The organism is Glycocaulis alkaliphilus, assembly GCF_004000605.1.
In the GTDB taxonomy this organism is placed as follows: Bacteria; Pseudomonadota; Alphaproteobacteria; order Caulobacterales; family Maricaulaceae; genus Glycocaulis; species Glycocaulis alkaliphilus.
Map to the genome: position 1 here is coordinate 321,431 of NZ_CP018911.1, position 23,330 is coordinate 344,760.

General features: G+C 64.4%; 22 protein-coding genes. 9 read left to right on the forward strand and 13 right to left on the reverse strand.

The annotated features are described in order from the left end of the window. Positions 1 to 21: 21 nt before the first annotated feature. Positions 22 to 1,521, forward strand: coding sequence for a flavin-containing monooxygenase (locus X907_RS01555; RefSeq protein ID WP_127565309.1), 1,500 nt, complete (start codon positions 22 to 24; stop codon positions 1,519 to 1,521). Here X907_RS01555 and X907_RS01560 read toward each other — a convergent pair whose 3' ends face one another. Beyond that, positions 1,522 to 2,931 (reverse strand): DUF1254 domain-containing protein, encoded by a 1,410-nt coding sequence (locus X907_RS01560; RefSeq protein WP_127565310.1) that lies wholly within the window; start codon positions 2,929 to 2,931, stop codon positions 1,522 to 1,524. Between the two features lie 111 nt (positions 2,932 to 3,042). On the opposite strand from X907_RS01560, the gene X907_RS01565 reads away from it, so the two are divergent. From X907_RS01565 to X907_RS01575, 3 genes are all read left to right on the forward strand, one after another. Beyond that, positions 3,043 to 4,866 (forward strand): ABC-F family ATP-binding cassette domain-containing protein, encoded by a 1,824-nt coding sequence (locus tag X907_RS01565; RefSeq protein WP_127565311.1) that lies wholly within the window; start codon positions 3,043 to 3,045, stop codon positions 4,864 to 4,866. Between the two features lie 71 nt (positions 4,867 to 4,937). After that, positions 4,938 to 6,077, forward strand: coding sequence for a glutamate 5-kinase (proB, locus tag X907_RS01570; protein ID WP_233352467.1), 1,140 nt, complete (start codon positions 4,938 to 4,940; stop codon positions 6,075 to 6,077). After that, on the forward strand, positions 6,074 to 7,339 hold the full coding sequence (locus tag X907_RS01575) for a glutamate-5-semialdehyde dehydrogenase (RefSeq protein ID WP_127565313.1): 1,266 nt from the start codon (positions 6,074 to 6,076) through the stop codon (positions 7,337 to 7,339). Before proB ends, X907_RS01575 begins: the two co-directional genes overlap by 4 nt. Positions 7,340 to 7,437: 98 nt before the next feature. On the opposite strand, the gene bioB is transcribed toward X907_RS01575, so the two are convergent. After that, positions 7,438 to 8,415: a biotin synthase BioB gene (bioB, locus tag X907_RS01580; protein WP_127565314.1), complete on the reverse strand. Its 978-nt coding sequence runs from the start codon at positions 8,413 to 8,415 to the stop codon at positions 7,438 to 7,440. A 91-nt stretch (positions 8,416 to 8,506) separates the two neighbouring features. Between bioB and X907_RS01585 the strand changes: the two genes are divergently transcribed. Next, positions 8,507 to 8,860 (forward strand): VanZ family protein, encoded by a 354-nt coding sequence (locus tag X907_RS01585; protein WP_145962651.1) that lies wholly within the window; start codon positions 8,507 to 8,509, stop codon positions 8,858 to 8,860. Continuing rightward, the gene (locus X907_RS01590; protein ID WP_127565316.1) at positions 8,854 to 9,681 is read left to right on the forward strand and encodes a heme-dependent oxidative N-demethylase subunit alpha family protein; all 828 of its coding nucleotides are present in this window, start codon (positions 8,854 to 8,856) and stop codon (positions 9,679 to 9,681) included. Before X907_RS01585 ends, X907_RS01590 begins: the two co-directional genes overlap by 7 nt. Position 9,682: 1 nt before the next feature. Here the strand turns inward: X907_RS01590 and X907_RS01595 are convergent, their stop codons facing one another. The 10 genes from X907_RS01595 to rlmN all read right to left on the reverse strand — a co-directional run bounded on the left by X907_RS01595 (position 9,683) and on the right by rlmN (position 20,312). Continuing rightward, positions 9,683 to 11,212, reverse strand: a complete 1,530-nt coding sequence (locus X907_RS01595; RefSeq protein WP_127565317.1) for an alanine/glycine:cation symporter family protein — start codon at positions 11,210 to 11,212, stop codon at positions 9,683 to 9,685. Between the two features lie 90 nt (positions 11,213 to 11,302). Next, positions 11,303 to 11,926, reverse strand: coding sequence for a putative pterin-binding protein (locus X907_RS01600; RefSeq protein ID WP_127565318.1), 624 nt, complete (start codon positions 11,924 to 11,926; stop codon positions 11,303 to 11,305). 62 nt (positions 11,927 to 11,988) lie between these two features. After that, entirely contained in the window at positions 11,989 to 12,822 is an 834-nt protein-coding gene (locus X907_RS01605; protein WP_127565319.1) for a dienelactone hydrolase family protein, read from the reverse strand. After that, positions 12,822 to 14,417 (reverse strand): bifunctional phosphoribosylaminoimidazolecarboxamide formyltransferase/IMP cyclohydrolase, encoded by a 1,596-nt coding sequence (purH, locus tag X907_RS01610; RefSeq protein ID WP_127565320.1) that lies wholly within the window; start codon positions 14,415 to 14,417, stop codon positions 12,822 to 12,824. The genes X907_RS01605 and purH overlap by 1 nt, the downstream gene beginning before the upstream one ends. A 36-nt stretch (positions 14,418 to 14,453) precedes the next feature. Continuing rightward, positions 14,454 to 16,196: a heparinase II/III family protein gene (locus tag X907_RS01615; RefSeq protein WP_127565321.1), complete on the reverse strand. Its 1,743-nt coding sequence runs from the start codon at positions 16,194 to 16,196 to the stop codon at positions 14,454 to 14,456. 10 nt (positions 16,197 to 16,206) lie between these two features. Next, entirely contained in the window at positions 16,207 to 16,881 is a 675-nt protein-coding gene (gene rpe / locus X907_RS01620; RefSeq protein ID WP_233352469.1) for a ribulose-phosphate 3-epimerase, read from the reverse strand. A gap of 44 nt (positions 16,882 to 16,925) precedes the next feature. Further along, positions 16,926 to 18,269 (reverse strand): RsmB/NOP family class I SAM-dependent RNA methyltransferase, encoded by a 1,344-nt coding sequence (locus X907_RS01625; RefSeq protein WP_233352470.1) that lies wholly within the window; start codon positions 18,267 to 18,269, stop codon positions 16,926 to 16,928. Continuing rightward, positions 18,241 to 18,726: a hypothetical protein gene (locus X907_RS01630; RefSeq protein ID WP_127565322.1), complete on the reverse strand. Its 486-nt coding sequence runs from the start codon at positions 18,724 to 18,726 to the stop codon at positions 18,241 to 18,243. The genes X907_RS01625 and X907_RS01630 overlap by 29 nt, the downstream gene beginning before the upstream one ends. Beyond that, positions 18,723 to 19,085 (reverse strand): hypothetical protein, encoded by a 363-nt coding sequence (locus tag X907_RS01635; protein WP_127565323.1) that lies wholly within the window; start codon positions 19,083 to 19,085, stop codon positions 18,723 to 18,725. Before X907_RS01635 ends, X907_RS01630 begins: the two co-directional genes overlap by 4 nt. Before the next feature lie 69 nt (positions 19,086 to 19,154). Then, entirely contained in the window at positions 19,155 to 20,312 is a 1,158-nt protein-coding gene (gene rlmN / locus X907_RS01640) for a dual-specificity RNA methyltransferase RlmN (RefSeq protein WP_127565324.1), read from the reverse strand. A 116-nt stretch (positions 20,313 to 20,428) separates the two neighbouring features. Between rlmN and X907_RS01645 the strand changes: the two genes are divergently transcribed. Then, positions 20,429 to 21,193: a DUF6065 family protein gene (locus X907_RS01645; RefSeq protein ID WP_127565325.1), complete on the forward strand. Its 765-nt coding sequence runs from the start codon at positions 20,429 to 20,431 to the stop codon at positions 21,191 to 21,193. Positions 21,194 to 21,197: 4 nt separating this feature from the next. Then, positions 21,198 to 21,518: a hypothetical protein gene (locus X907_RS01650; protein WP_127565326.1), complete on the forward strand. Its 321-nt coding sequence runs from the start codon at positions 21,198 to 21,200 to the stop codon at positions 21,516 to 21,518. 13 nt (positions 21,519 to 21,531) lie between these two features. On the opposite strand, the gene X907_RS01655 is transcribed toward X907_RS01650, so the two are convergent. Continuing rightward, a complete protein-coding gene (locus X907_RS01655; RefSeq protein ID WP_127565327.1) occupies positions 21,532 to 22,326 on the reverse strand; it encodes a sterol desaturase family protein in 795 nt (264 codons plus the stop codon). A gap of 96 nt (positions 22,327 to 22,422) precedes the next feature. Here X907_RS01655 and X907_RS01660 point away from each other — a divergent pair, with 96 nt between their 5' ends. Beyond that, positions 22,423 to 23,289, forward strand: coding sequence for a LysR family transcriptional regulator (locus X907_RS01660; RefSeq protein ID WP_127565328.1), 867 nt, complete (start codon positions 22,423 to 22,425; stop codon positions 23,287 to 23,289). Positions 23,290 to 23,330: the final 41 nt, after the last annotated feature.

A 23,330-nucleotide genomic window follows, 5' to 3' on the forward strand; every position in this document is an offset into this window, starting at 1 on the left:
AGGGTTCGGAGGCAAGGCGCCATGGCCGATAATCATGCGCAGAGTGTGGACGTGCTGATCGTCGGGGCCGGTATTTCCGGTATTGGCACGGCCTGGCATTTGCAGCACCGCGCACCCGGACAGAGCTATGCCATCATTGAGGCACGCGCGCAGATCGGCGGCACCTGGGATCTCTTCCGCTATCCCGGCATACGCTCTGACTCGGACATGTACACGTTCGGCTATAATTTCCGCCCCTGGGTGGACGGCAAGGTGTTTGCCGACGGGCCGAGCATTCGCCGCTATGTCACCGATACCGCGCGTGAGGCCGGGATTGACCAGCATATCCAATTCAATACGCGAGTCATTGCGGCCAGCTGGGATAGCAGGACTGCCCGCTGGACGGTGACTGCGGAAGGGCCGGGAGGCCGCCAGGCAATCTCCGCCCGGTTCCTGATGATCTGCTCTGGCTATTACCGTTACGAGCAGGGCTATATGCCCGAATTTGAGGGGCTGGCCGACTTCGCTGGTGAGATCATCCATCCACAGAAATGGCCTGAAGGCCATGATTATGCGGGCAAGCGCGTGGTGATTATCGGCTCTGGCGCGACGGCGGTGACGCTGGTGCCGGCAATGGCGGAGAAAGCCGCGCATGTGACCATGCTGCAGCGCTCCCCCAGCTATATCGCGGCGCGTCCCTCACGCGATGCGATTGCCGATGCCTTGCGCAAGTTTCTGCCCGGACGGCTCGCCTACACGCTCTCGCGGGTGAAGAATATCACCCTGTCCATGTTCTTCTTTCAGCTGTCGCGCCTCTGGCCGGACTTCGTGAAGCGTGGCGTCATCAAGGCGATACGCGCAGAGCTGGGAGAGGATTTCGACGTCGAGCGCCATTTCTCGCCGCACTACAAGCCATGGGACCAGCGCTTCTGCCTTGCCCCCGATGGCGACTTCTTCGCGGCCCTGAAAGGTGGCAAGGCCAGCATCGTCACCGATCATATCGAACGCTTCGAGAGGGCCGGCATCCGCCTGAAATCCGGCGCGCTGATCGAGGCCGACCTCATCGTGCCGGCGACGGGGCTGGAGATGCAGGTCGGTGGCGGCATGGACATAAGCGTGGATGGCGAGGCGCTGGTGCCGGCCGACAAGATCACTTATCGCGGCATGATGCTATCCGGCGTGCCCAATGCCGCTCTGGCGTTCGGCTATACCAATGCGTCCTGGACGCTCAAGATCGATCTGACGGCTGAGCGTGTCTGCCGCCTGCTGAACCATATGCAGCGGCAGGGCCAAGATTACTGCGTGCCAGTGCCGCCTGCCGATATTGAGCTGGCACCGCTGCTCGATTTCTCGTCCGGCTATGTCCAGCGCGCCCTGCCACACCTGCCCCGGCAGGGGACTAAAGCGCCCTGGCGCACCTATCAGAACTATGTGCAGGACATGCTGACCATCCGCTATGGCCGTCTGGAAGACGGGCATTTGCAGTTTCGAAAGGCGCAGGCCGATGCCGGTGAAGCCGGTCTGCCGCGCGCTGCTGAATAGCTACTCGTCAGGAGCTTCAACGCGCTCCACGGGCGGCATGGCCCAGCTTCCATCCAGCACGCTTTCCTGCGGCCAGTAGAGGCGTGCCAGCAGGGTGAAATCGCCGCTTTCCGGCGCAGGCAGCCAGTTCGCCTCGCGGCCCTCCTCTGGCGGCCCCGCATGAATGTCGAGCGTGATCGTTCCATCCTCATCAGCCACCAGTGCATCCCGGCTGGTCAGGGCGAAACGGTTTGCCTCATTGGCGATGAAATACCCGTCAGCGTCATAGAGCGTCACCGACCAGAAGGCGTTGACGGGCGGCAGGTCATCGGCTTCGAACCGGATCTGATAGCGCTCACCACCCCGCAAGGGCTCGCCATGCATATCCGTACGCGCCGCCGGATAAACCGCATCTTCGGGCAGGTTGGCGCCAAGGCCGTAGAGGGCTACCCCGGCCCTGTAGGCATAATCGGTCCCGTAGCGGCCAATATGGCTCTCCGGCACGACCCACCCTGTAGCTTGTGAGGGGCCTTCGGACAGCCGCTCGCGGGCCAGCCGTACCCCGCGCAGCATCGCCTGCATTGCCAGAATGCCGTACTCCGACCAGTCCACGCTCTCGCCGGGGCCAGCCCCCAGGGCCTGCATCCGCGCCAGCGCGCCGCGATCAGCATACGCAGGCGGATTGTCCATCATCAGGGCACCCAGCCGGCTGAAAAAGTCCGGCGCATCCATTGCCGCCACCCGTTCGGGCGGCGAGGGCAGGGACGGGTTTGCAGCGGGCCTTTCCAGCGCGATCCCATGGCCGCCGGGCATGGCGCGGTACGGATAGAGCCGCAGCGCATCCTGCAAGCGGTGGGCCGCCGACAGGTCGGTTTCGCCGTCTATTTCGATGCGGCCCAGCAACCAGGCGGTCCGGGTTGGCGAGCGGTAGAGCGTCATGCCCTCCGGTGCGGTGCCTTCAAAATCGGGACCGGCGATCAGCACACTGACCGAACCATCTCCCAGAGTGCGCACGCCCGGATCGGCGAACACGTTCGTCCACGCATCCAGCCCCTGAAAGAGCCAGTAGCGCCCTTCCATGGCGGGTATGTCGAGTTGCAGCGGGTGTACGCCAAGCTCAAGCCACGCGATGGAGTAAAGCGTATCCACGTTGGGACGCACCACCGCGGTGAAACCGGCGCCCGGCAGGCTACGGATATGCCCCAGCCGGTTGGGCGGCAGCCCGCCGCTTTCCGTCACATCGCGCCGTGTCTCGTCCATCAGGACCAGCGGATAGCCGTAAACATAGGACTGGCCGGCGGCCTGCCCCAGCTCCTGCAGGGTCAGTTCGAGCGGATTGCGTGTCGACCATACCCAGCCCATCGCCAGCACGCCCACCAGAGCGCTGACAATAACAGTGGCCATCAGAATACGGCGGCGGTTGCGGTGCATCGGCCCGGATTCCCTGTCGATTCCTGTTCGCAATAATTACCATCAACGCCCTGCTGCGGCAGCGCAAGGGCGCTGACAGCCCCGGCGGTTTGCGCTATCGCACGCATCATCATGGCTCCACCCCTTCTCACCTTGCAGGATATAAAGCTGAGCTTCGGGGTCACCCCCTTGCTCACGGGCGCCGAGCTGATGGTCGCACCCGGCGAGCGCATCTGTCTGGTGGGCAGGAACGGGTCTGGCAAGTCCTCCCTGATGAAGATCGCTGCAGGCCTGTTGGAGGCAGATGCAGGCGAGCGTTTCATCCATCCCGGCGCCACCGTGCGCTATCTGCCGCAGGAACCGGACCTGACGGGCTTTGACACCGTGCTCGCCTATGTCGAGGCCGGGCTGACGCCCGGCGATGATCCGTGGCGCGCGCGCATGCTGCTCGAAGCGCTGGGGCTGACCGGCGAGGAAAACCCGGCCCGCCTGTCGGGCGGGGAGGCGCGCCGGGCCGCTCTGGCGCGTACGCTGGCCCCGGAACCCGACATTCTCTTCCTCGACGAGCCGACCAACCATCTCGACCTGCCCGCTATCGAGTGGCTGGAGGATGAGCTGTCGCGCACGAAAAGCGCGCTCGTGCTGATCAGTCACGACCGGCGCTTTCTGGAAAACCTCTCGCGTTCCACGGTCTGGCTGGACCGGGGCATCGCCCGGCGGCTCGACAAGGGGTTTGCCCATTTCGAAGACTGGCGCGACGAGGTGCTGGCGGCCGAAGAGCTGGAACACCATAAACTCGCCCGCCAGATCGCGCGCGAGGAAGACTGGATGCGCTATGGTGTCACCGCCAGGCGCAAGCGCAATGTACGCCGTGTGGATGAGCTTAAAGCCCTGAAAGCCCGCTATCGCAGCCATTCCGGACCGCAAGGTGTGGCCAATCTGGAAGCCTCCGATGCTGAACAGTCCGGCAAGCTCGTCGTCGAGGCGAAGAATATTTCAAAGCGCTTCGGCGAGCGGGTGGTGGTGCGCGATTTCTCCACGCGGATCCAGCGCGGTGAACGTCTCGGACTTGTCGGGCCGAACGGGGCAGGCAAGACGACGCTGCTCAACATGCTCATCGGCAATCTGCAGCCCGACACCGGATCGGTGCGGCTGGGTGTCGGACTTGAGATCGCCCAGCTCGACCAGAAGCGCGCTCAGCTCAAACCCGGCTGGACGCTGGCCGAGGCGCTGACCGGCGGGGGCGGCGACCATGTCGAGATCAACGGCCAGACGCGTCACATCGCGGCCTGGATGAAGGACTTCCTGTTCCGTCCCGAACAGGCGCGCACGCCGGTTCACGTGCTTTCGGGCGGCGAACGCGCCCGCGTCATGCTGGCACGGGCGTTGGCCCTGCCGGGCAATGTCATGGTGCTGGACGAACCGACCAATGATCTCGATCTGGAAACCCTCGACCTCTTGCAGGATCTGATTGCCGACTATGCGGGCACAGTGCTGCTGGTCAGCCATGACCGCGATTTTCTCGACCGCACGGTAAACCGCGTCATCGCCTATGAGGGCGATGGCGACTGGCAGGTCTATGCGGGCGGCTATTCCGACATGGTGGCCCAGCGCGGCGAGGGCGTGCGTGCGCGCGCCCAGCAGGAAAGCGCGCAAAAGCAGACGGCTGCACCCGCCGCGAAATCACCGGCCTCAGCGCCGCCGCAGCAGCGGGCCAAGCTCTCCTTCAAGGACAAGCATGCGCTGGAAACCCTGCCCGGAGAGATCGAGGCGCTGGGGAGCAAAATCGCCAAGCTGGAGGCCGAACTCGCCGATCCGGCGCTGTTCTCACGCAATCCGGACCGCTTCCATGCCGCTAGCGGTGAACTGGCAAAAGCCAGTGAAGAGCGCGAAGCCAAGGAAGAGCGCTGGCTGGAGCTGGAAATGCTGCGTGAGGAACTGGAAGCCGGGCGCTAGCCCTCCTCATTGCGCAATGCTGCGCCTGCGATATGGTGTCCCGGATACTTGGGTCTGAAGGAAAATGTGCCGTGGCTGCGTCCGCATCCGAGCTGATTTCCGGTGTGCGCCGCGCCGTCGTGAAAATCGGTTCTTCCCTTCTCATTGATGCGCAAACGGGCGGTCCGGACACCGCCCGTTTCGAGGCGATTGCCGGAGCGCTGGCGCGCTGGCGTGCGCGCGGCATCGAAACCGTACTGGTATCCTCTGGCGCCGTGGCGCTGGGCCGCAAGCGGCTGAACCTGCCCGCCGGCAAGCTGGCACTCGATCAGAAGCAGGCCGCCGCAGCAGCAGGACAGACGGCGCTGATGATGGCGTGGAATGGCGCGCTGGAACCCCACGGCATGCCCGCCGCGCAGGCGCTTTTGACTTTTGATGACATGGAAAGCCGCCGCCGCTGGCTCAATGCGCGCGCGACACTGGATGCGCTGCTGGCTGCCGGTGCGCTGCCCGTCATCAATGAGAATGATACGGTTGCCACCGCCGAGCTGCGCTATGGTGATAATGACCGGCTGGCCGCGCGCGTGGCGCAGATGTGCGATGCGGAACTGCTCGTCCTCCTGTCGGACGTGGACGGGCTCTACAGCGCTGATCCGTCGCGTGTTCCCGGCGCAAAGCTCGTCGCCCATGTCGCGGCGATAACGCCGGAGATCGAGGCGCTGGGCGGGGAGCCGGGCAAGGCCGGCACAGGCACGGGCGGCATGGCGTCGAAGATTGCCGCTGCGCGCATTGCCGCGCGGGCTGGCATCGCCACGATCATTGCCGCTGGCGCTGAAGATGATCCGCTGGACAGGCTGAGCAGAGGCGCGCCCCATACGGTGTTTGCACCGGAGACCTCGCGTACCAATGCGCGGCGCAGCTGGATTTCCGGTGCGATAGCGCCTCGGGGTACGCTTCACCTCGACGATGGAGCGGCCCGGGCTGTACGGTCGGGCAAAAGCCTGCTGCCCGCCGGGATCGCGCGGGTGGACGGTGAGTTCTCGCGCGGGGAGACAGTGGCGTTGGCGGGCGTTGACGGCGCGGTGCTCGCCAAGGGAATTTCTGCCTACGGGGCGGAGGAATTGCGCCGGATTGCGGGCCTGCGCTCAGCCGATATTGAAGCGGTGCTGGGCTACCGGCGCGGCGTGGCCGCCATCCATGTCAACGATCTGGTGCTGGAGGATCAGGGATGAGCAAGTATCAGCCCGGCTGGGCAGGCCGCGCTGGCGCAGACCTTCGCGCCGCTGCGCGCACGCTGGCAGACACAAGCGCGGACAGGCGTACCGCCGCGCTCACCGCCATGGCCGATGCGCTTCAGGCAGCCTCAAAAAGCGTGCTGGCTGCCAATGCGGATGATGTGGCCCGCGCTCAAAGCAATGGAACGGGCGGGGCCATGCTGGACCGGCTGCGCCTTGACCCGGCAAGGCTTGATGGGATTGTCGAGGGTATCCGCGCCGTTGCCCGTCACACCGACCCGATAGGGCGTGAGATCATGCGCTGGACGCGTCCCAACGGCCTCGTCATGGCGCAGGTGCGCGTGCCCATCGGCGCGATCGGTGTGATCTTTGAAAGCCGCCCTAACGTGGCTGCTGATGCGGCGGCCCTGTGCGTGCGTTCAGGCAATGCAGTGGTGCTGCGCGGCGGATCGGACGCGGCCTCCAGCGTCGCGGCTATTATCGCGGCACTGCGAGGCGGCTTGCGCGAGGCGGGCCTGCCGGAAGCCATCATCACCACGCCGCCCGATGCAGACCGCGCCTATGTGGGTGACATGCTGGCCGGGGTGGATGGCGCGCTGGATCTCGTCATTCCGCGCGGCGGCAAGGCGCTGGTCAAACGCGTGCAGGAAGAGGCACGGGTGCCGGTGCTCGGTCATCTCGACGGGCTCTGCCATGTCTATGTGGATGGCGCAGCGGAGCCGGACATGGCCGAACGCCTGGTGGTGAACTCCAAGATGCGCCGCACCGGCGTGTGCAATGCGGCTGAGTGCGTGCTGATCGACCGGCAGGCTGGCGAAGCGATGGTCACGCGCCTCGTCAGCGCCCTGCAGGCTGCCGGGTGCGAGGTGCGTGGCGACAGCGCGGTGCGAGCCCTCGCGTCTTCTGTGACGCCCGCCAGCCCGGAAGATTTCGACACCGAATATCTCGACGCCATCGTCTCCATGGCGGTGGTGGAGGGGGTGGAAGGCGCGCTGGTTCATATCACCCGCCATGGTTCCGGCCATACCGAGGCGATCATCACCGGCGACGAGACGGCAGCGCACACCTTCCTCGCCCGCGTGGATGCCGGCGTAGTCATGCACAATGCCTCGACCGGATTTTCAGACGGCGGAGAGTTCGGCTTCGGAGCCGAGATAGGCATCGCCACGGGCCGCATCCATGCGCGCGGACCCGTCGGCGCCGATCAGCTCACCAGCTGGAAGTACCAGGTGTTTGGGACGGGGCAGACAAGACCCTAGAGCGCAATCCGAAAAGTGGGCACCGGTTTTCGGGAAAATTGCGCTCCAGATAAAAAGTTAGAGCGTGTGGCCTGACACAAGTCAGGTCATACAACGCTCTAACGCGCCTCCAGCCCCAGCGTCTCGAACATCTGCGCATCGCGCGTCAAAGACGGGTTGGGCGTGGTCAGCAGCTCCTCGCCGACGAAGATCGAGCCCGCACCGGCGAGAATGCACAAGGCCTGCAACTCCCGGCTCATGCCTTCGCGGCCCGCCGACAGACGCACCACCGAGAGCGGCATGATGATCCGGGCGGTGGCGATGGCGCGCACGAAATCAAGCCCGTCCAGCGGAGCCGACCCGGAAAGCGGCGTGCCCGATACCGGCACCAGATGATTGATCGGCACGCTTTCCGGGTGCGGGTCCAGCCGGGCCAGCTCGGTCAGAAGGCCAATACGGTCCTCCGCCCCTTCGCCCATGCCGATAATACCGCCGCAGCACACCTTGATGCCCGCGCTGCGTACCCGTGCAAGCGTCTCTATCCGGTCCTCCCAGGTGCGGGTGGTGATGATCTTTTCGTAGTATTCCGGCGAGGTATCCAGATTGTGATTGTAATAGTCGAGCCCCGCCTCTTTGAGCCGTTCGGCCTGGCCCTCTTCCAGCATGCCAAGCGTCATGCAGGTCTCCAGGCCGAGCGCCTTCACGCCTTCAATCATCTCGCAGATTTTCGGCTCGTCGCGTGTCTTTAGCGAGCGCCAGGCCGCGCCCATGCAAAAACGCGTGGCCCCGCCCGCCTTGGCCGCACGCGCCTTTTCCAGCACCGTATCCGTGTCCATGAGCTTGGACGCTTTAAGCCCGGTATCGAATTTGGCGGACTGATTGCAATATCCGCAATCTTCTGCGCATCCGCCGGTCTTGATGGAGAGGAGCTGGCTCTTCTGCACCTCGCCAGCACGGTGATGGAGGCGGTGGATTTCGCCCGCCGCATGCATCAGTTCGGCAAAGGGCGCATCATGGATCGCCTTGACCTCTTCGCGGGACCAGTCAGAACGGGGCGTGCCCGCAGCGCGAATCGTGTCGATCAGTGAAAGCGTCATGATGTTGTTCAAATCCTCAAATGGCCGGAGCGCTACATTAGGCGAGGGCGGCAGGCCGCCTCAAGCGCGTTGGGCGGCCAGGCTGGCAGACGTGTTCAGCCCCTGGTGGGGCTGGCTTTTCCTGATGGCGCTTCTGGCCACCAGCGTCTTCGCCCTTTGGCCAGGCAATGCCAGCTCGCCCTCAGCGCTGGGCTGGCATGTCGTTCACCATCTCGCCGCCTTCATCATACTGACCATGCTGGGGCGCGCCGCATGGCCTGGCCTGCGCCGGGTCTGGCTCTTTGCGCTTCTCTGGGCCTATGGCGGGCTGATAGAGCTTCTGCAATCGCTGCCGGTCATCAACCGTTCCATGTCGCTCTATGACTGGGCCGTGGATGCTGCCGGGATCATGCTGGGCCTTGTTCTGGTCTGGATCGCGGGCCGCCTGGCCGGTGAGCCGTGGTAGAAACCGGACGCACGCTGCACACACCCTGGCGCGATGGCCCGCCGCGCTTTGCTGTTGGCCTGAAGCCCATACCGCCGGAGAGCTGGCTTGTCCCTGATACACAGGCCGCCAGCCTGCCGGCGCGCCGCAGCCTGCTGGCGAACCGCGCCCTGACGAGTTTTGAGGCCGCTGCGGCCGGCCCTGCAGCGCGTGAAGCGGCAGCGCGGGCGATAGGCCATCTGCAGGACGCTGGCATGGATGCGCCCGAGCTGGCGGAGGGTCTGCCCGCGCTCTGGCAGCTCGCCCATCATGTCAGCGACGATCTGGTGCTGATGATGCCGGGCAGGGATGGCTGGTATGTGGGCGCGGCAGTGCTCACCTCGCCCACCTTCTTCTCCCTCCCCCATGCCGCGGGAAAGACACTTCACGCACTCCACCGGCCCGTCCCCGGCGGGGAGCAGCTGTCCAGCCGGATTGCCCGCGTGTTCGACCATGTCCGCCCCGGACAGGTGCTCGAGCGCTTCAACTGGACCCTGCAGGCGGGTGATGACCGATTCACGCCGGATGGCGCGCCCTTGCGCGCACGGGCACTGGCGGCAGAGCCGGGCGACGTAGAAGCCCTCCTGCATGTGCGGGTAGAGCGCCAGACGATCACGAAGCTGGCGACTAGCGGCGCGGTCCTCTTCACCATCCGTATCTGCCTTGATCCGGTGGCGGCGCTGGACGCAAAAGAAAAGGCCGCTCTCGGAGCGGCCTGGCACGGTGCGGATGACGCCGCACGCGGCTACAAGAAATGGGCAGTGCTGGACCATCTGGTGGCCACAGCACTGCCCCTTCCCTGATTTACCCGGCGGGCTTCTCGCCTTTCACACTCTCTGACTTGGCCGAAACCACCGGCTTGCCGTCCGCATCACGCGGGGTATCGCCGTGCCAGGCAGGCGGCACGATACCCTTGCGGTCATATTCCTGCGTATAGCGGATCACGACGCCGGTCAGCAGGAGAATGGCAATGACGTTCGGGAACAGCATCATCGAGTTGGCGACATCGCCCACCCGCCAGAGCCCGTCCACATTGACGATCAGCGTGCCGAGGAAAGCAACCGCCACCCAGACAAAGCGGAACGGACGCGCCGCCCAGTCGCCAATAATGTAGGTGGCCGATGTTTCGGCATAATAGGACCAGCCGATTATGGTGGTGAAGGCAAAGAGCGCCTGCGCCGTCAGAATGATCCAGCCGCCCGCATAAATGCCCTCCGCAAAGGCAGCGGTCGTGATCGCCGAGGCCTGGAGGGCGTCGGACTGCCAGGCAAACTCCACGATGGAGCCGTCCAGATTGGCATAGCTGCCCGATACGACGAGGATGACCAGCGCGGTCATGGTGCAGATGATCATTGTGTCGATGAACACGCCCAGCATGGCGATCTCGCCCTGCTTGACGGGGTTGCTGGTCTGTGCGGCGGCGTGCGCGATGGGCGCCGACCCTTGCCCCGCCTCGTTGGAAAACAGGCCGCGCGCCACACCGGCGCGGATGGCCGCCAGGATGACATAGCCGGCAAACCCGCCTGCCGCTTCCCTGAAGCCGAAGGCCTCGGTGAAGATCAGTACGAAGGCGTCGGGGATCTCGGACGCATGAGTGATCAGGATGATCAGGGCGATCAAGATGTAGGCCGCTGCCATGAAGGGCACGACGCGTCCTGCCACCGTGCCGATGGACTTGATGCCGCCAATGATGACGGCAAAGACCAGGAGGGCGAGGGCCGCGCCGACAACCCAGCGCGGAAGATCAATCCCGAGCGAGGTGCTGGCCTCGACGGCGGACTGGGTGACCGAGTTGGCCTGAATGGCGCCGCCAGTAGCAAGTGCGGACAATATGGTGCCGATGCAGAACAGCACGGCCAGCCATTTCCAGTTTTTGCCCAGCCCGTTCTGGATGTAGTACATGGGACCACCATGATAGTGGCCGTCGGGATGTTTTTCGCGGAAACGCACGGCCAGCGATGACTCGGCATAGGCGAGCGCCATGCCGAAAATGGCCGTTACCCACATCCAGAAGATCGCGCCCGGCCCCCCAAGCGTAATGGCGGTTGCCACACCGGCCAGGTTGCCGGTGCCGACCTGACCGGAGAGCGCGGTCGACAGCGCCTGCCAGGGCGTGATCTCACCCTCACCGCCGCTTTTGCGCCCTGCCCACAGCTCGGCAAAGGCCGGGAAGAGCCGTTTGAGCGGACGCCCGCCCAGCACGATCATCGTGAAAATACCAGTACCCAGAAGGGCGATGGTGATGATGCCAACGGGCAGGATGCGCTGCTCGCCCCACGTGCCTCCCCAAAGGAAGTCACTGAAAATCGTGACATTGTCGAAGAAAGTGTCCATTCCCGCTCCCCGGAATTTACTGATTTTGGCAAGACCCTAGGCAGGCGCATGCAAGACGGGAAGCCCCCGCGTGCAAATGGCGCTGAATTTCTACGGCGTGCCTGCCGGTTGATACGGCGTGATGGCAAACACGCCCCACGGCCACAGATCATCGTTCATGTCGGCCAGATCACTTTGGTTAAGGCGCGGCCAGACCAGCATGACGGGCCCCAGCCCGCCAACGGCCAGCGGATCGCCATCCGCCCTGAGCGCCAGTATCGGCTCGTAGCGCGCGATTAGCTCTGCCGGCACCTCGGCCTCGTACCCGTCAAAAGCGGTCAGACGGACGCTGGCCCCCTCCAGCCCGGCGCTGCGCAGCACATCAGACAGGCGCGGCCCGTCGAAGACGCGCGGCGCGCTGCCGACGGGAAAGTCCGCCCGTATCTGGCGCCAGCTCATCGCGGTCAGCTCCGGCCGGGTAAATCCGCGCGCGCCCTGCATCTCGATGCCGTAAATGGCATAGAGGCCCTCATAGGCAACAGGCCGGCTGCCACGATGGTCGCTATCGACCCCGGTGATGACCAGAACCACCGGGCCGGTGCGGGCGATCGCGTCTGAGTCCACGCTGTCCCGGCCGCAGCCGGTCAATATCAGACCCGTTGCAAGAATTGTGATGAGGCCCACAAACCCGGCCAGGGTGATACGCCGAGCGCGTGTCGCAATCTGCCAAGCCATCCGGTCTTCCCCTGTCGTGTCTGTCCCGGTGGGGCCACCATGCGCGAGTGCGCGGCGAAACGCTAGTGTGCAGCGCCCTGCAGGCTCGCGCGGAGGCGGGCTGCGAACCAGTCATGGGCAAAGGCTGTGCCCGCCTCATCATGACGCACGCGCGGATCGAATGGCTCATCAGGGGCGTCAAAGGCATGGGTCAGGCCATCGAGCACCTGCCATTCAATCTGCGCGCCGTCTTCGCTCTGCCATGTGAACATGTCGGCGCAGGCACCCGGATTGGCGATCATGTCATCAGCGGCCAGAAGGGCGTGGACGGGCGGAGAGGCAGTCAGGGCGTGGCGATGCACCCGGCTGAGAAAGCCGCACCACGGATAGACCAGCATGACCGAGTGAACACCTTCCAGCGCATTGTCCGGCATCGCGTCCATCCCGCCGGGCGGCGCGCCGTCATGGGCCAGCGTCAACGTGTCCAGCAAGGTCCAGCCGCCATGGCTCCAGCCGATGAGGGCCAGCCGGGAGGCATCAATGCCGGGCAGTGACCGGGCATGGGCGAGGGCGGCAACAACATCACCCGCCCGTTCATCGCCCCGCATCCGCGCAGCGGTACATACCGTCAGGCGGGCGCCCATCCGGCCAATTCCGCGAGCCGCGTGGGAGTCCACGATCAGCGCGGCTACTCCCGCCTCATTGGCAATGGCGGCGTAGTCATGCTGGACGGAGATCACCCCGCCGCAGCCGGAAAACATCAGCACCGCCGGGACAGGTTCCGAGGTGTCTTGAGGCATCTGAACGCTGATATACGGCTCCAGCATGGCGATCCGCTGTTCAAGCGTATCAGGCGCATTGCTGCAGGCCGCCAGCAGCAGTGCGGTGAGCGCCAGAATGGCGGCCCGCCAGACCATCAATGCCGGAAATGGCGCATGCCGGTGAAGACCATGGCAAGGCCGGCCTCATTGGCGGCTTTGATCACTTCCTCATCGCGGATCGAGCCGCCCGGCTGGATGATGGCCGTGGCACCGGCCTCAATGGCCGCGTTCAGCCCGTCGGCAAACGGGAAGAAGGCGTCCGACGCGCACACAGAGCCGCGCGTGCGCGGTTCGTCCCAGCCATTTTCCTGTGCGGCGAGCTCGGCTTTGCGCGCCGCCAGTACCGCCGCATCCAGCCGGCTGGTCTGGCCCATGCCGATGCCGGAGGTGGTGCCGCCCTTGGCGTAGACAATGGCATTAGACTTCACATGCTTGACCACCCGCCAGGCAAACAGGAGATCGGCCAGCTCGGTTTCGCTCGGCGCGCGCTCGGTGACGGTTTTGAGATCCTTGGCCAGCACATGGCCGGTATCGCGCGACTGGACCAGCAGGCCGCCCGCCACCGATTTGACCATCCATGCGGCCTGCGCAGGATCGGCGAGACCATTTGTCACCAGTACGCGGACATTCTTCTTCGCCGCCAGGACTTCCATTGCCGCATCATCGGCTTCCGGCGCGATCACCACTTCAGTGAAGTGCGAGGCGATGAGATCGGCCGTATCGGCATCCAGCTTGCGGTTAAGAGCGACAATGCCGCCAAACGCGCTGACCGGATCGGCAGCAAACGCACGGTCATAGGCGGTGGCAAGGCTGTCGGCAGCGCTGACCCCGCACGGATTGGCGTGCTTGACGATGACGCAGGCCGCCTGCTCCTCGGCGTCAAACTCGCTGACCAGTTCAAACGCGGCGTCTGCGTCGGCCAGATTGTTGTAGGACAGCTCCTTGCCCTGCAGCTGCCTGGCCGAAACAATGCCGGGCCGCGGCGCGGGGCTGGCATAGAGGGCCGCGTTCTGGTGCGGGTTCTCGCCATAGCGCAGGCCTTGCGACAGCGTGCCGCCAATGGCGAAGAAGCGATTGTCGGGCTCTTCCGTCTCGGTCGCCAGCCGCTCGGCAATCGCGCTGTCATAGGCGGCGGTGCGGGCAAAGGCTTTGGCTGCCAGATGGCGGCGCAGGGCGAGCGTGGTCTGCCCCTCATGCTTTTCCATCTCGCCAATGACCTTCTCCAGATCATCGCCTTCCACGCACACGGTGACATTGGCGTGGTTTTTCGCGGCAGCGCGGATCATGGCCGGGCCGCCGACATCGATCTTGGCAATACAGCCATCAATGTCCGCGCCGGAGGCCACGGCTTCCTCGAACGGGTAGAGATTGACCATGAGAAGGTCGATGGCCGGAATGCCATGCTCTTCCATCGAAGCGAGATCATCTTCCCGGTCGCGCCGGGCCAGCAATCCGCCATGAATGCGCGGATGCAGGGTTTTCACCCGCCCGTCCATCATTTCAGGGTATCCGGTGACATCGGCTGCGTCGCGCGCCTCCAGCCCGGATTCGCGCAAGGTGGCGAGCGTACCGCCGGTGGAGACCAGCTCGACACCCATCTCCGACAGCCTGCGGGCGCGGGCCACCAGGCCGGTCTTGTCCGATACCGAGATCAGCGCACGGCGTACCGGCGCAAGGAATTCATCCGACATGAGGGGAATGCTCCATACAAATCTGGCGTCTGGCTATCACGCCCCGCCGACGCGACCAAGGCGCTGGAACGCCCATCTTACACGGTTTGGCGGCCGCTCGCCTCCCCCATACGATTCTGCCTCGCCGGAAATCACCAGCTGGGTGGACCGCACTGGCGTGGCACCGCTTGCCAGATAGACCGACCGCTCCAGGCGGACAGGGCCGCCATCTGTGCGGAACCGCCAGCCATCGCCATTGGGCAGGACCAGCAGGGCGCTAAGGGAATCGCGTGACAGGGATGCCTTCACACCCGGATGCAGATGGAAGCGTATGGCGAAGCTGAGCAGCTTTTCAGGATCATCGGGCGGGCCGTCCTCGACAGGGCGGTAAATGCCGTCCTCGCCGCGCAGATCGCCGCCATCCACAGCCAGAAACAGGCGCCGGCGTATGCCGACGCCAAATTGTGCCCGGTAGCCGTCATGACTGGATTCCAGCCACACCCCGACATCTTCTTCATTGCGCCGCGCGCGCACCGGATCCGGCCCGGTCTCGAACCGCTCGCCCAGAAGATTGCGCTTCCAGCCCGGACGGATGAGACGGGCCGACGATGTCTCTTCAAGCGTCAGCGCAGAATGGGCCGCTGTGGCGCGCACGGCCTCGCGCCAGCCCGGAGGCTGGTCGTCGCTCCAGCCGCAATTAACAATCAGGCGGCCGCCCGGCGGGGCAAACTCGAACGATAGCGCGCTGGCATGGGCGTTCACCCCGTGCGCGCCTTTGGCCGGCCCGGCAGCATCGAGAATCACGACCGTGCCGCCTGCTTCCGCCCGGTGATAGCCGGAATGGGGCGCGACATTGAAAGGTTTCACCTTTTCGCGCCCGCGCATTGCGGTTTCGATGAGCCGCGTTGATCCTTCGCCGCCGCCATGAAAGCTGGCCAAGCCCTTTGGTCCCATGCGGAAGAAGCGGACCCCGCCTGCCAGCCGGTCCATCGCCCGGTTGATTTCGGTGTCGAGGGTCAGCCCTTGCGCGTTGGCCAGCGTATCGAGCTGCACCAGTGCGGCGAGGATCCGCGCGCTGGTCAGCGGTGCGCGGCTGATATGGCCGCCATCGGAAAGAATCTGGGCTTTCAGATCGGCTGCCAGCTGGCGTTCACCGGCCTGCCGGGTGCGCTGGCCCAGCTCCATGCTTATCGCCGCTGCCGTCAGGGCGATAGCAGCGTCAATCCGATCAGCACTGGCAGGCAGGAGTTGCAAGGCGCGCCGCAGCCGCGCCGCTTGCCGGACGAGGCTTTTCATCCGGGTGTCGCGGGCGCGCCGGTCCTCTCCGCTGTCCAGCAGGGGCAGGACTTGCAGCCAGACATGCACCCGGCGGGCCAGAATGGCCGGGCTCCAGGCAAAGCTGTTCCACCGGCCAAACCATGACAGCCAGTCATCTATCAGCGTGAGGGCCGCGTCCTGCGCATCGCCCTCGCGCACTGCCAGCAAGTCGGGGAGCCATTCAAAGCTGTGCAGCCGCGCAGCAAAGGCGCGCGAGGGCGCTGGCAGGGCCCAGACGCTTTCGCCTGCGGGCACGTTCAGCGTCTCCCCGCCCAGCGTGAACCGGCCGGCCAGCAGCGCCGCGCCGCGTGCGGCATCGCCGCCGGGCAGCGGTTCAAGCGGGTGAAGCGTGCGCCTGCCCGCGCCGCCTGACAGAGACAACATGCGGTAGGGTGGCAGGAAATTGGCAAAATCGGAAAACTCGCGGCGCATCGCGCCAAGGGCGGCCTGACCTATATCCCGGCTGGTGACGAGAGTGCCCATGGGCGCTGTGTCAGCCTCCGCGCAGAGCTTTGATATTGGCCGCGTAGCGTGCCGGTCCGCCGGTGAAAACGGCAGAGCCCGCCACCAGCGCATCCGCGCCCGCGTCCACGCATTGCCGGGCGGTCTCAGGGTTCACCCCGCCATCGACCTCGATCAGCGTGCCGCAGCCGGCTGCATCGATCAGGCTGCGCAGCGCCTCGATCTTCTTCAGCTGGCTGGCAATGAAGCTCTGCCCGCCAAAGCCGGGATTGACGCTCATCACCAGCACCAGATCCAGATCCTCGATCACAGGCGCCAGTATTTCCGCTGGCGTGGCCGGGTTCAGCGCCGCACCGGCCTTCACGCCGTGCGATTTGATCGTCTGGATGGTGCGGTGGAAGTGCGGCCCGGCTTCCGGGTGGGCGGTAATCATGTCCGCGCCCGCATCGGCAAACTGGGCGATATAGGGATCGACCGGCGAGATCATCAGATGCACGTCGAAAGGCTTTCTCGACCAGGGGCGCAGCGCCTTCACCACGGCCGGGCCAATGGTGAGGTTGGGCACGAAGTGCCCGTCCATCACATCGACATGGATCCAGTCGGCCCCCGCCTCGTCTATAGCCTTCACTTCTTCGCCCAGCCGGGCGAAGTCCGCAGAGAGGATAGAGGGTGAAATCTTGACCGTGCGCGCCATGGTAACGGGCATATCAGCGCCCCCCGTCAAGGGCAAGCTGGCCCTGCCAGTCAGGATTAATCAGGCTTCACCAGCCGTGCGATGAAGAAGCCGTCCAGCCCGCCTTCGCTTTCCCACATATCCGGCCGCGTGCGCACATCGCCCTCTGGTGTGAGAGCATCGCCAAGACCGGGCAGTTCATCGGCGCTGACGGGTTCGCGGCGGGCACCCGGCGTGCGGGCCAGGAAGGCTGCGATCTGCGCTTCGCCCTCTTCCGGTTCCAGCGAGCAGGTGCAGTAGACCAGCCGCCCGCCGGGCTTGAGCATGGCAAACGCATTGTCGAGCAGCTTTGCCTGCAGGGCGGCGAGGTTCGCAATGTCAGCCTCCCCCTTGGACCACGCCACATCGGGGCGGCGGCGCAGCGTGCCGGTCGCGCTGCACGGCGCGTCCAGCAATACCGCGTCGAGCTTCTGGTCGGGGTGCCAGCTGGTGGCATCGGCGGTGATGATCGTGGCTTTAAGACCCGTCCGGACGAGGTTTTGTGTCACGCGTCTCAGGCGTTTCTCCGAGCGATCAACCGCGATGACATCCGCGCCCGCGACCGCCAGCTGCAGCGTCTTGCCCCCCGGCGCGGCGCAGATATCGGCAATGTGCTCGCCTGCCTTGGGCGCCAGCAGCTTTACCGGCAGGGCGGCGGCTGCGTCCTGCGCCCACCAGTCGCCGGCCTCGAAGCCGGGCAGCGCCGTGACATCGCCAATGCCGTCCTTGCGCACCGTCCCGGTGGGCAGCAGCGCCCCGCCAATCTCCGCCGCAAAATCTGCCGCGTCGAAACCGGGCTTTGTGGAGAGGTCCAGCGGCGGGGCACCGGCTCTGGCCAGCGCCATCGCGCGGGCCGTGTCCTCGCCGTAAATCTCGCTCCATCGCGCACGCAGCCAGTCTGGCAGATCGGCCAGCGGATCGGCTGCCACGAATGCCTCCGCCCCGCGTTCGGACACGCGGCGCAGCACGGCGTTCACCAGCCCTTTCAGGCGGCGGCCCTCTTCGGCAGCGCCGGTAATCCTGACCCAGCCATCGACCACGGCATGCGGCGGCGTCATCAGCACCAATAGCTCGGCTGAGGCGAGGGTGAGCACGGCCCGGCCGAACACCTCGCGCGGACGCAAGGGCTTGTCGAGGAAGGTGTTAAACGCCGCTTCCAGCGTGCCCCGGCGGCGGATCGCGGCAGAGAGGATCGCGCGGGCAAAGGCGCGGTCGCGCGCCTCCATCGCCTTGTAGCCGGGTTGGGCCGACAGCGCGCTATCGAGCGCCGCGCCGTCCGCCTCCATGGCGAGAAAGGCTTTGAGCGCCGCCTCACGGGCGGTCAGCGGGCGGGGTCTGGGGCGAGTGGCAGGCCTAATTGTCACGCCGCCCAGCAAAAACACGAGCCATAATCGTTGCTGCTGGAAGGCCTCCAACACCGAGGACGGCGATGGCTACAGGAACAGCCCAACCCGCATCAATCCCATAAAAAGCCGGAACGGCCTTCATCAATGCGGCGATCGCCAGCGCAAAGAAGCCCAGACCAAACTGGGATATTTGTCCCCAACGGCGAAGACTGCGGGACTGAGCGGCTTCTGCTCGTTCAATTTCCAATCGATGGTCGCGTTGGGCCACAGCCCCTCGAACAATTTCTCTGAACAGCTCTTCGTCGAGAGCTTTGTAGTCTCGTAACATCGAAGGTGGTGGATAGGCGCCCGTCGTCATTTCCATCATGCTCATAAGAGCCGGGTTTTGCGCAAGTTGTTCAGCTGTAATGATTTCTCCCGTCTCTGCCGAAAGCTCTTCACTCAATTTTTCTAAGCCGCGCTTGTCGGCGCTGGCGCTGTGATCGTCATTCATTCAGCCTGCTCCAACGGAAGAGAAAGCTGCTCAGAGGCGTTTTGATTTTGATTGTAATTTTTTATTATTACAGACAATGCTTTTTTGAATTCAGATGCGTTTCTGTCAATGGAACTGACCGAATTGTATAGTGAGGCATAAAAGTCATTGGCGAAGTTTTGCCAATCAGATTTACACGATTTGAATTCATCTAATTCTATGTCGAGGTTTAACTGAACGTAGTCAGAGTCCCAACTGTTCATCCCAACTAGCACGTGGTGGAGGTGGTCGGGACGGCGCCGGTTCGTATGCGTTGCCATTCTTAAAATTCGCAAAGCAGCACGAAGCTCGATATCTTTCGTGTTTACAGCGGTTGACATGGCAGGCTCCAAACCTCTCGAAGGCGATAGGATTACGCAATTCGATCCCTTAGTATATGGGTAAGCGCGCTAGGGTTGGGTAGCCTCTCTCTCCAGACGGCGCTTTTCGCTGGCCCGCTGCTTCACGCTTTCAGAGCGCAGCTGCCCACAAGCGGCAAGGATGTCGCGGCCGCGCGGCGTGCGGATCGGGCTGGCATAGCCGGCCTTGTTCACGATGTCGGCAAAGCGCTCGATCGTCGCCCAGTCAGAGCACTCGTAAGGCGAACCCGGCCACGGGTTGAACGGGATGAGGTTGATCTTCGAAGGGATGCCCTGCAGCAGGCGCACCAGCGCCTTGGCCTCTCCGGGCGAGTCGTTCACGCCCTTGAGCATCACATATTCAAACGTCACCCGCTTGGAGTTGGAAAGTTCCGGATAGGCGCGGATCGCGTCCAGCAGCTCGGCAATCGGGTATTTCTTGTTCAGCGGCACCAGCTCGTCGCGCAGCGCGTCATTGGTGGCGTGTAAGGAAATCGCCAGCATCGTGTTGGTGCGCGCGCCCAGCTCCTCGATTTTCGGCACCACGCCAGAGGTGGAGACCGTAATGCGGCGGCGGCCAATGCCGATGCCCTCGCCATCGGAAATCACGTCAATCGCATCAGCGACATGGTCGAGATTATAGAGCGGTTCGCCCATGCCCATGAACACCACATTTGTGATCTGGCGGTCTTCCAGCCGGCTCGGCCACTCGGCCAGATCATCCTTGGCGATCAGCACCTGCTGGACGATCTCGGCGGCGGTGAGATTGCGCACCAGCGCCTGCGTGCCGGTATGGCAGAAGGTGCAGTTGAGCGTGCAGCCCACCTGGCTGGACACACACAGCGCGCCCGACCGGCCAACGCCTGGAATGAACACCGTCTCGCATTCCACGCCCGGCGACAGCTCGATCAGGTATTTGCGCGTGCCGTCGACACTCACCTGCCGCTCGGTCAGGCGGGGACGGGCGAGGGTGAAATGCTCAGGCAGACGCTCGCGCAGCTCCTTGGAGATGTCCGTCATCGCGGCAAAATCAGTGATGCCGTACTGATAGACCCAGCGCCAGATCTGGCCTGAACGCATCTTCGCCTTCTTCTCCTCGACCAGCCCGGTGGCGATGAGGCAATCGCGAATCTGGTTGCGCGTCATCCCGGCGAGGGATGGCGTGACGGCAGGCCGGTTGGCGGCGGAAAGATCAAGGGTCGTGCTCATGGCCGCGCGATATACGCCAATCAGGGCGAAAATGCGAGACCGCCTGCCCGATGCGGGTTCTCTGCCGTGACAGCGCGCGCTAGGTTCGCGCTGCAAGCCATTATGCGGACTGATCCATGAAACTTCTCTGCCATCCCCTCGCCGCGCAGGCCCCCACCATCCGTGCCGCCTCCGGCCGCCGCCAGTGGATGGATGACACGCCTGAAAGCTTTGCCTATCGCTGCCTGCCACTGGCGGTGGCTAATCAGCATGGCTGGGAGGTGTTCACGCCCTCAGGCCTCACCGCGCGCTGGAATGGCGGGGTGCGGGTGGAGGATGTCGAGGTGATCCTCGATGATCCGCTGACCATGCACCAGCCGGGCAGCGCCATGACCAATTTCGGCTCTGGCATCCTCACCTTCGAGATGAGCTTTCTCCTGCGTACACCGCCGGGCTGGAACACCTGGGTCACAGGGCCCATTAACGGCATCAAGGACGGCATCGCGCCGCTATCCGGTGTGATCGAGACCGACTGGAGCCCCTATTCCTTCACCATGAACTGGCGCTTTACGCGGCCCGGCGAGGTGCGCTTCGAAGCGGGGGAGGCGGTCGCCCATTTCTTCCCTGTGCGCCGTGATCTGTTTGACCGGATCACGCCGGAGCTGCGCACCATCCATTCAGACCCCAAGACGCTGGAACAGCTCAATGCCTGGCGCGAAAGCCGCGAGGATTTCGCGGGCCGCCTGAAAACCGGCGACAAGGCAGCGGCAGAGGAAAAATGGCAGAAGGGCTATTACCGGGGCCTGATGCCGGACGGAAAAAAAGGCCCCGCCGACCACAAGACGAAAGTGCGGGTGGCCGAGTTCAAACCATCAGAGCCCAAGCCGGGGAAGGGGCGGTAGGGCGATGAGCCTTGTCAGCAGAATGCTGCGGATGTTGGGCTTCAAGTCCTACGTCAAGATTCCCGGCAAGGGGTTCGATGACCTGACACACCGCGAACTCGCCTCCATGATCGAGGCATGCCTCGATGGCGAAAACAGCGATTTCGAGTATAGCGCATTATATGAGTTCACTCTCATGAAATACAAAAAGGAGCATCTCGAGAACGCGCGCCGGGCTATTATGGAAATTCAGGAAAACTGCAAAAGTCCCGTGGAGTACGATGGCTTTCGGACTGTCGAAGGGAGAAAGGCCCTTCGGCTGTTGATGGAGGAATGGCGCCGTTGATTGCGGCTATGCCCTACTTCCGCACCAGCGGCCAGGCGAGCTCGTGCGCGGTGCTGACCGGCTCCAGCCCTTCAATCCCGTAGTGTTCGGGATAGCGCCGCGTGATCTTGGCGGTGCCGAACAGCACATCCCAGAAGAAGAGCAGATTGCCGTAATTGCCCTTGTAGTGCGTCACGCCGTCTTCCTTGTGAAGGCCGTGATGGGCGGCATGGGTGGCGGGCGTGGAGATGGTGCGCTCGATCACCCACATCAGCGGTGAGAGCGCCTTGATCCGGTAGAGCGGCTCGTCCCAGCGCCAGGAGGAATGGGCGCCGAAAATCACACTCATTTTCACGATCAGATAGGCGATATAGACCGGGCCGAACCCCAGATAGACCAACACAGCCGACACCCAGATACCGGGCATGAAGAGATAGTAGAAAAGATTGTTCCGGTAGGCGATGCGCACGCTCATATACCCGCCCGAATGGTGCGCGCGGTGCAAGTTATAGAGCCAGGGGAAGGTGTGGCTCGCCCGGTGCCACCAGTATTGCGTCATGTCATCGCCGATCAGCAATATGGCGAGCATCACCCACCAGGGCAGGAAGGCCAGCGCGCCTTCAGAGCCGGGCCGCACCCATTCCACCAGCAGCGGCGCAATCGCGAAGATGGCCGGCACGGTCAGAAGGATGATGGTCAGCGTCGAGACCGCCTCGATCACCGCATCGCGCGTCGAGACGCGTCCTTTCGGGCTGAACCGGCCGACAAGAATTTCCAGCAACGCAAAGCCGATGAAAATGGCCGGGATGACAAGCTTTTCGTCGAACATGGATGGGGCTCCTCTTGACCCCACCATCTGCGACCCAAATCATAACTTCCAATACAAATAATTGATCGAAACATAACCAGATGGCATGGTGTGCGCATGCTCACCCTGCGCACCGCCCGCCTCTTCATCGCTTGCGCCGATCACGGCACGCTCACGGCGGCGGCTGGCGTGCTGAACGTCTCCCAGCCTGCGGCCACCAAGTCCCTTGCCCAGCTGGAAGCCGCGCTCGGCGGCGCGTTGTTCGAGCGCGCGGGCCGCCGCCTCTCCCTGACCGCGCTGGGCGAAGCCCTGCTGCCGCGTGCCCGCGCGCTGGTACAGCAGGCGCGCGATATGGAGGCGGAGGCAAAGCGCTGGCGCTCGGGCGAGGACGGCCTGATCCGGCTCGGTGCTGGCCCGGCAGTGGCGTTCAGCCTGCTGCCCGATGCCGTGAAACGGTTTTACGCCTCTGGCAGCGCCGCGCGCCTGACCGTGCGCTCTGGCGCCGCCGGGGAGTTGATCGAGCGCCTGCGCCGGGGCGAGCTGGACATGGTGGTGGCCGACCGGGGCGATGACGAGGCTGATCCGGCCCTTGCCACGCGCGCACTGCCTGATCAGGGCCTTGCCGCTGCCGTCCGGCCCGGCCACCCGGCACTGGCAGGCGCGCCGCTGGAGGATTTCCGCATCGCGACCGCCACGCCGCCAGAGCGCCTGCGCCAGTTTCCGCTCGGCTGGAATGCAGGCGCGCCGGGCATTGTCTGCGATGATTATGGCGTGCTGGCGCGCGCCTGCGCGGTGTCGGACCATATCCTGATCGCGCCGGAGCCGGTGATGGCGCGCATCCTCACCGAGTACGCGCTTGTACCTCTGCCCGGCCCGGTCTCGGGCCTTGTCGTGCGCCCGGCCCTGATCTGGCGCAGTGATGCGCCGGCCAGCGCCGCGCGCGAGGGCCTGTGCGCGTGTTTTGAGGGGGTGGCCGAGCACTAGACCTGAGATGAGCCGCCATGTTTGGGGCTTCAGCGTTGGGC

What these genes read in the sequence shown, in the direction of transcription:
- X907_RS01555 (WP_127565309.1), top strand. Translation starts at nt 22, where the DNA reads ATGGCCGATAATCATGCGCAGAGTGTGGACGTGCTGATCGTCGGGGCC.
- X907_RS01560 (WP_127565310.1), bottom strand. Translation starts at nt 2,931, where the DNA reads ATGCACCGCAACCGCCGCCGTATTCTGATGGCCACTGTTATTGTCAGC.
- X907_RS01565 (WP_127565311.1), top strand. Translation starts at nt 3,043, where the DNA reads ATGGCTCCACCCCTTCTCACCTTGCAGGATATAAAGCTGAGCTTCGGG.
- X907_RS01575 (WP_127565313.1), top strand. Translation starts at nt 6,074, where the DNA reads ATGAGCAAGTATCAGCCCGGCTGGGCAGGCCGCGCTGGCGCAGACCTT.
- bioB (WP_127565314.1), bottom strand. Translation starts at nt 8,415, where the DNA reads ATGACGCTTTCACTGATCGACACGATTCGCGCTGCGGGCACGCCCCGT.
- X907_RS01595 (WP_127565317.1), bottom strand. Translation starts at nt 11,212, where the DNA reads ATGGACACTTTCTTCGACAATGTCACGATTTTCAGTGACTTCCTTTGG.
- X907_RS01600 (WP_127565318.1), bottom strand. Translation starts at nt 11,926, where the DNA reads ATGGCTTGGCAGATTGCGACACGCGCTCGGCGTATCACCCTGGCCGGG.
- X907_RS01605 (WP_127565319.1), bottom strand. Translation starts at nt 12,822, where the DNA reads ATGGTCTGGCGGGCCGCCATTCTGGCGCTCACCGCACTGCTGCTGGCG.
- purH (WP_127565320.1), bottom strand. Translation starts at nt 14,417, where the DNA reads ATGTCGGATGAATTCCTTGCGCCGGTACGCCGTGCGCTGATCTCGGTA.
- X907_RS01615 (WP_127565321.1), bottom strand. Translation starts at nt 16,196, where the DNA reads ATGGGCACTCTCGTCACCAGCCGGGATATAGGTCAGGCCGCCCTTGGC.
- rpe (WP_233352469.1), bottom strand. Translation starts at nt 16,881, where the DNA reads ATGCCCGTTACCATGGCGCGCACGGTCAAGATTTCACCCTCTATCCTC.
- X907_RS01630 (WP_127565322.1), bottom strand. Translation starts at nt 18,726, where the DNA reads ATGAATGACGATCACAGCGCCAGCGCCGACAAGCGCGGCTTAGAAAAA.
- X907_RS01635 (WP_127565323.1), bottom strand. Translation starts at nt 19,085, where the DNA reads ATGTCAACCGCTGTAAACACGAAAGATATCGAGCTTCGTGCTGCTTTG.
- rlmN (WP_127565324.1), bottom strand. Translation starts at nt 20,312, where the DNA reads ATGAGCACGACCCTTGATCTTTCCGCCGCCAACCGGCCTGCCGTCACG.
- X907_RS01645 (WP_127565325.1), top strand. Translation starts at nt 20,429, where the DNA reads ATGAAACTTCTCTGCCATCCCCTCGCCGCGCAGGCCCCCACCATCCGT.
- X907_RS01650 (WP_127565326.1), top strand. Translation starts at nt 21,198, where the DNA reads ATGAGCCTTGTCAGCAGAATGCTGCGGATGTTGGGCTTCAAGTCCTAC.
- X907_RS01655 (WP_127565327.1), bottom strand. Translation starts at nt 22,326, where the DNA reads ATGTTCGACGAAAAGCTTGTCATCCCGGCCATTTTCATCGGCTTTGCG.
- X907_RS01660 (WP_127565328.1), top strand. Translation starts at nt 22,423, where the DNA reads ATGCTCACCCTGCGCACCGCCCGCCTCTTCATCGCTTGCGCCGATCAC.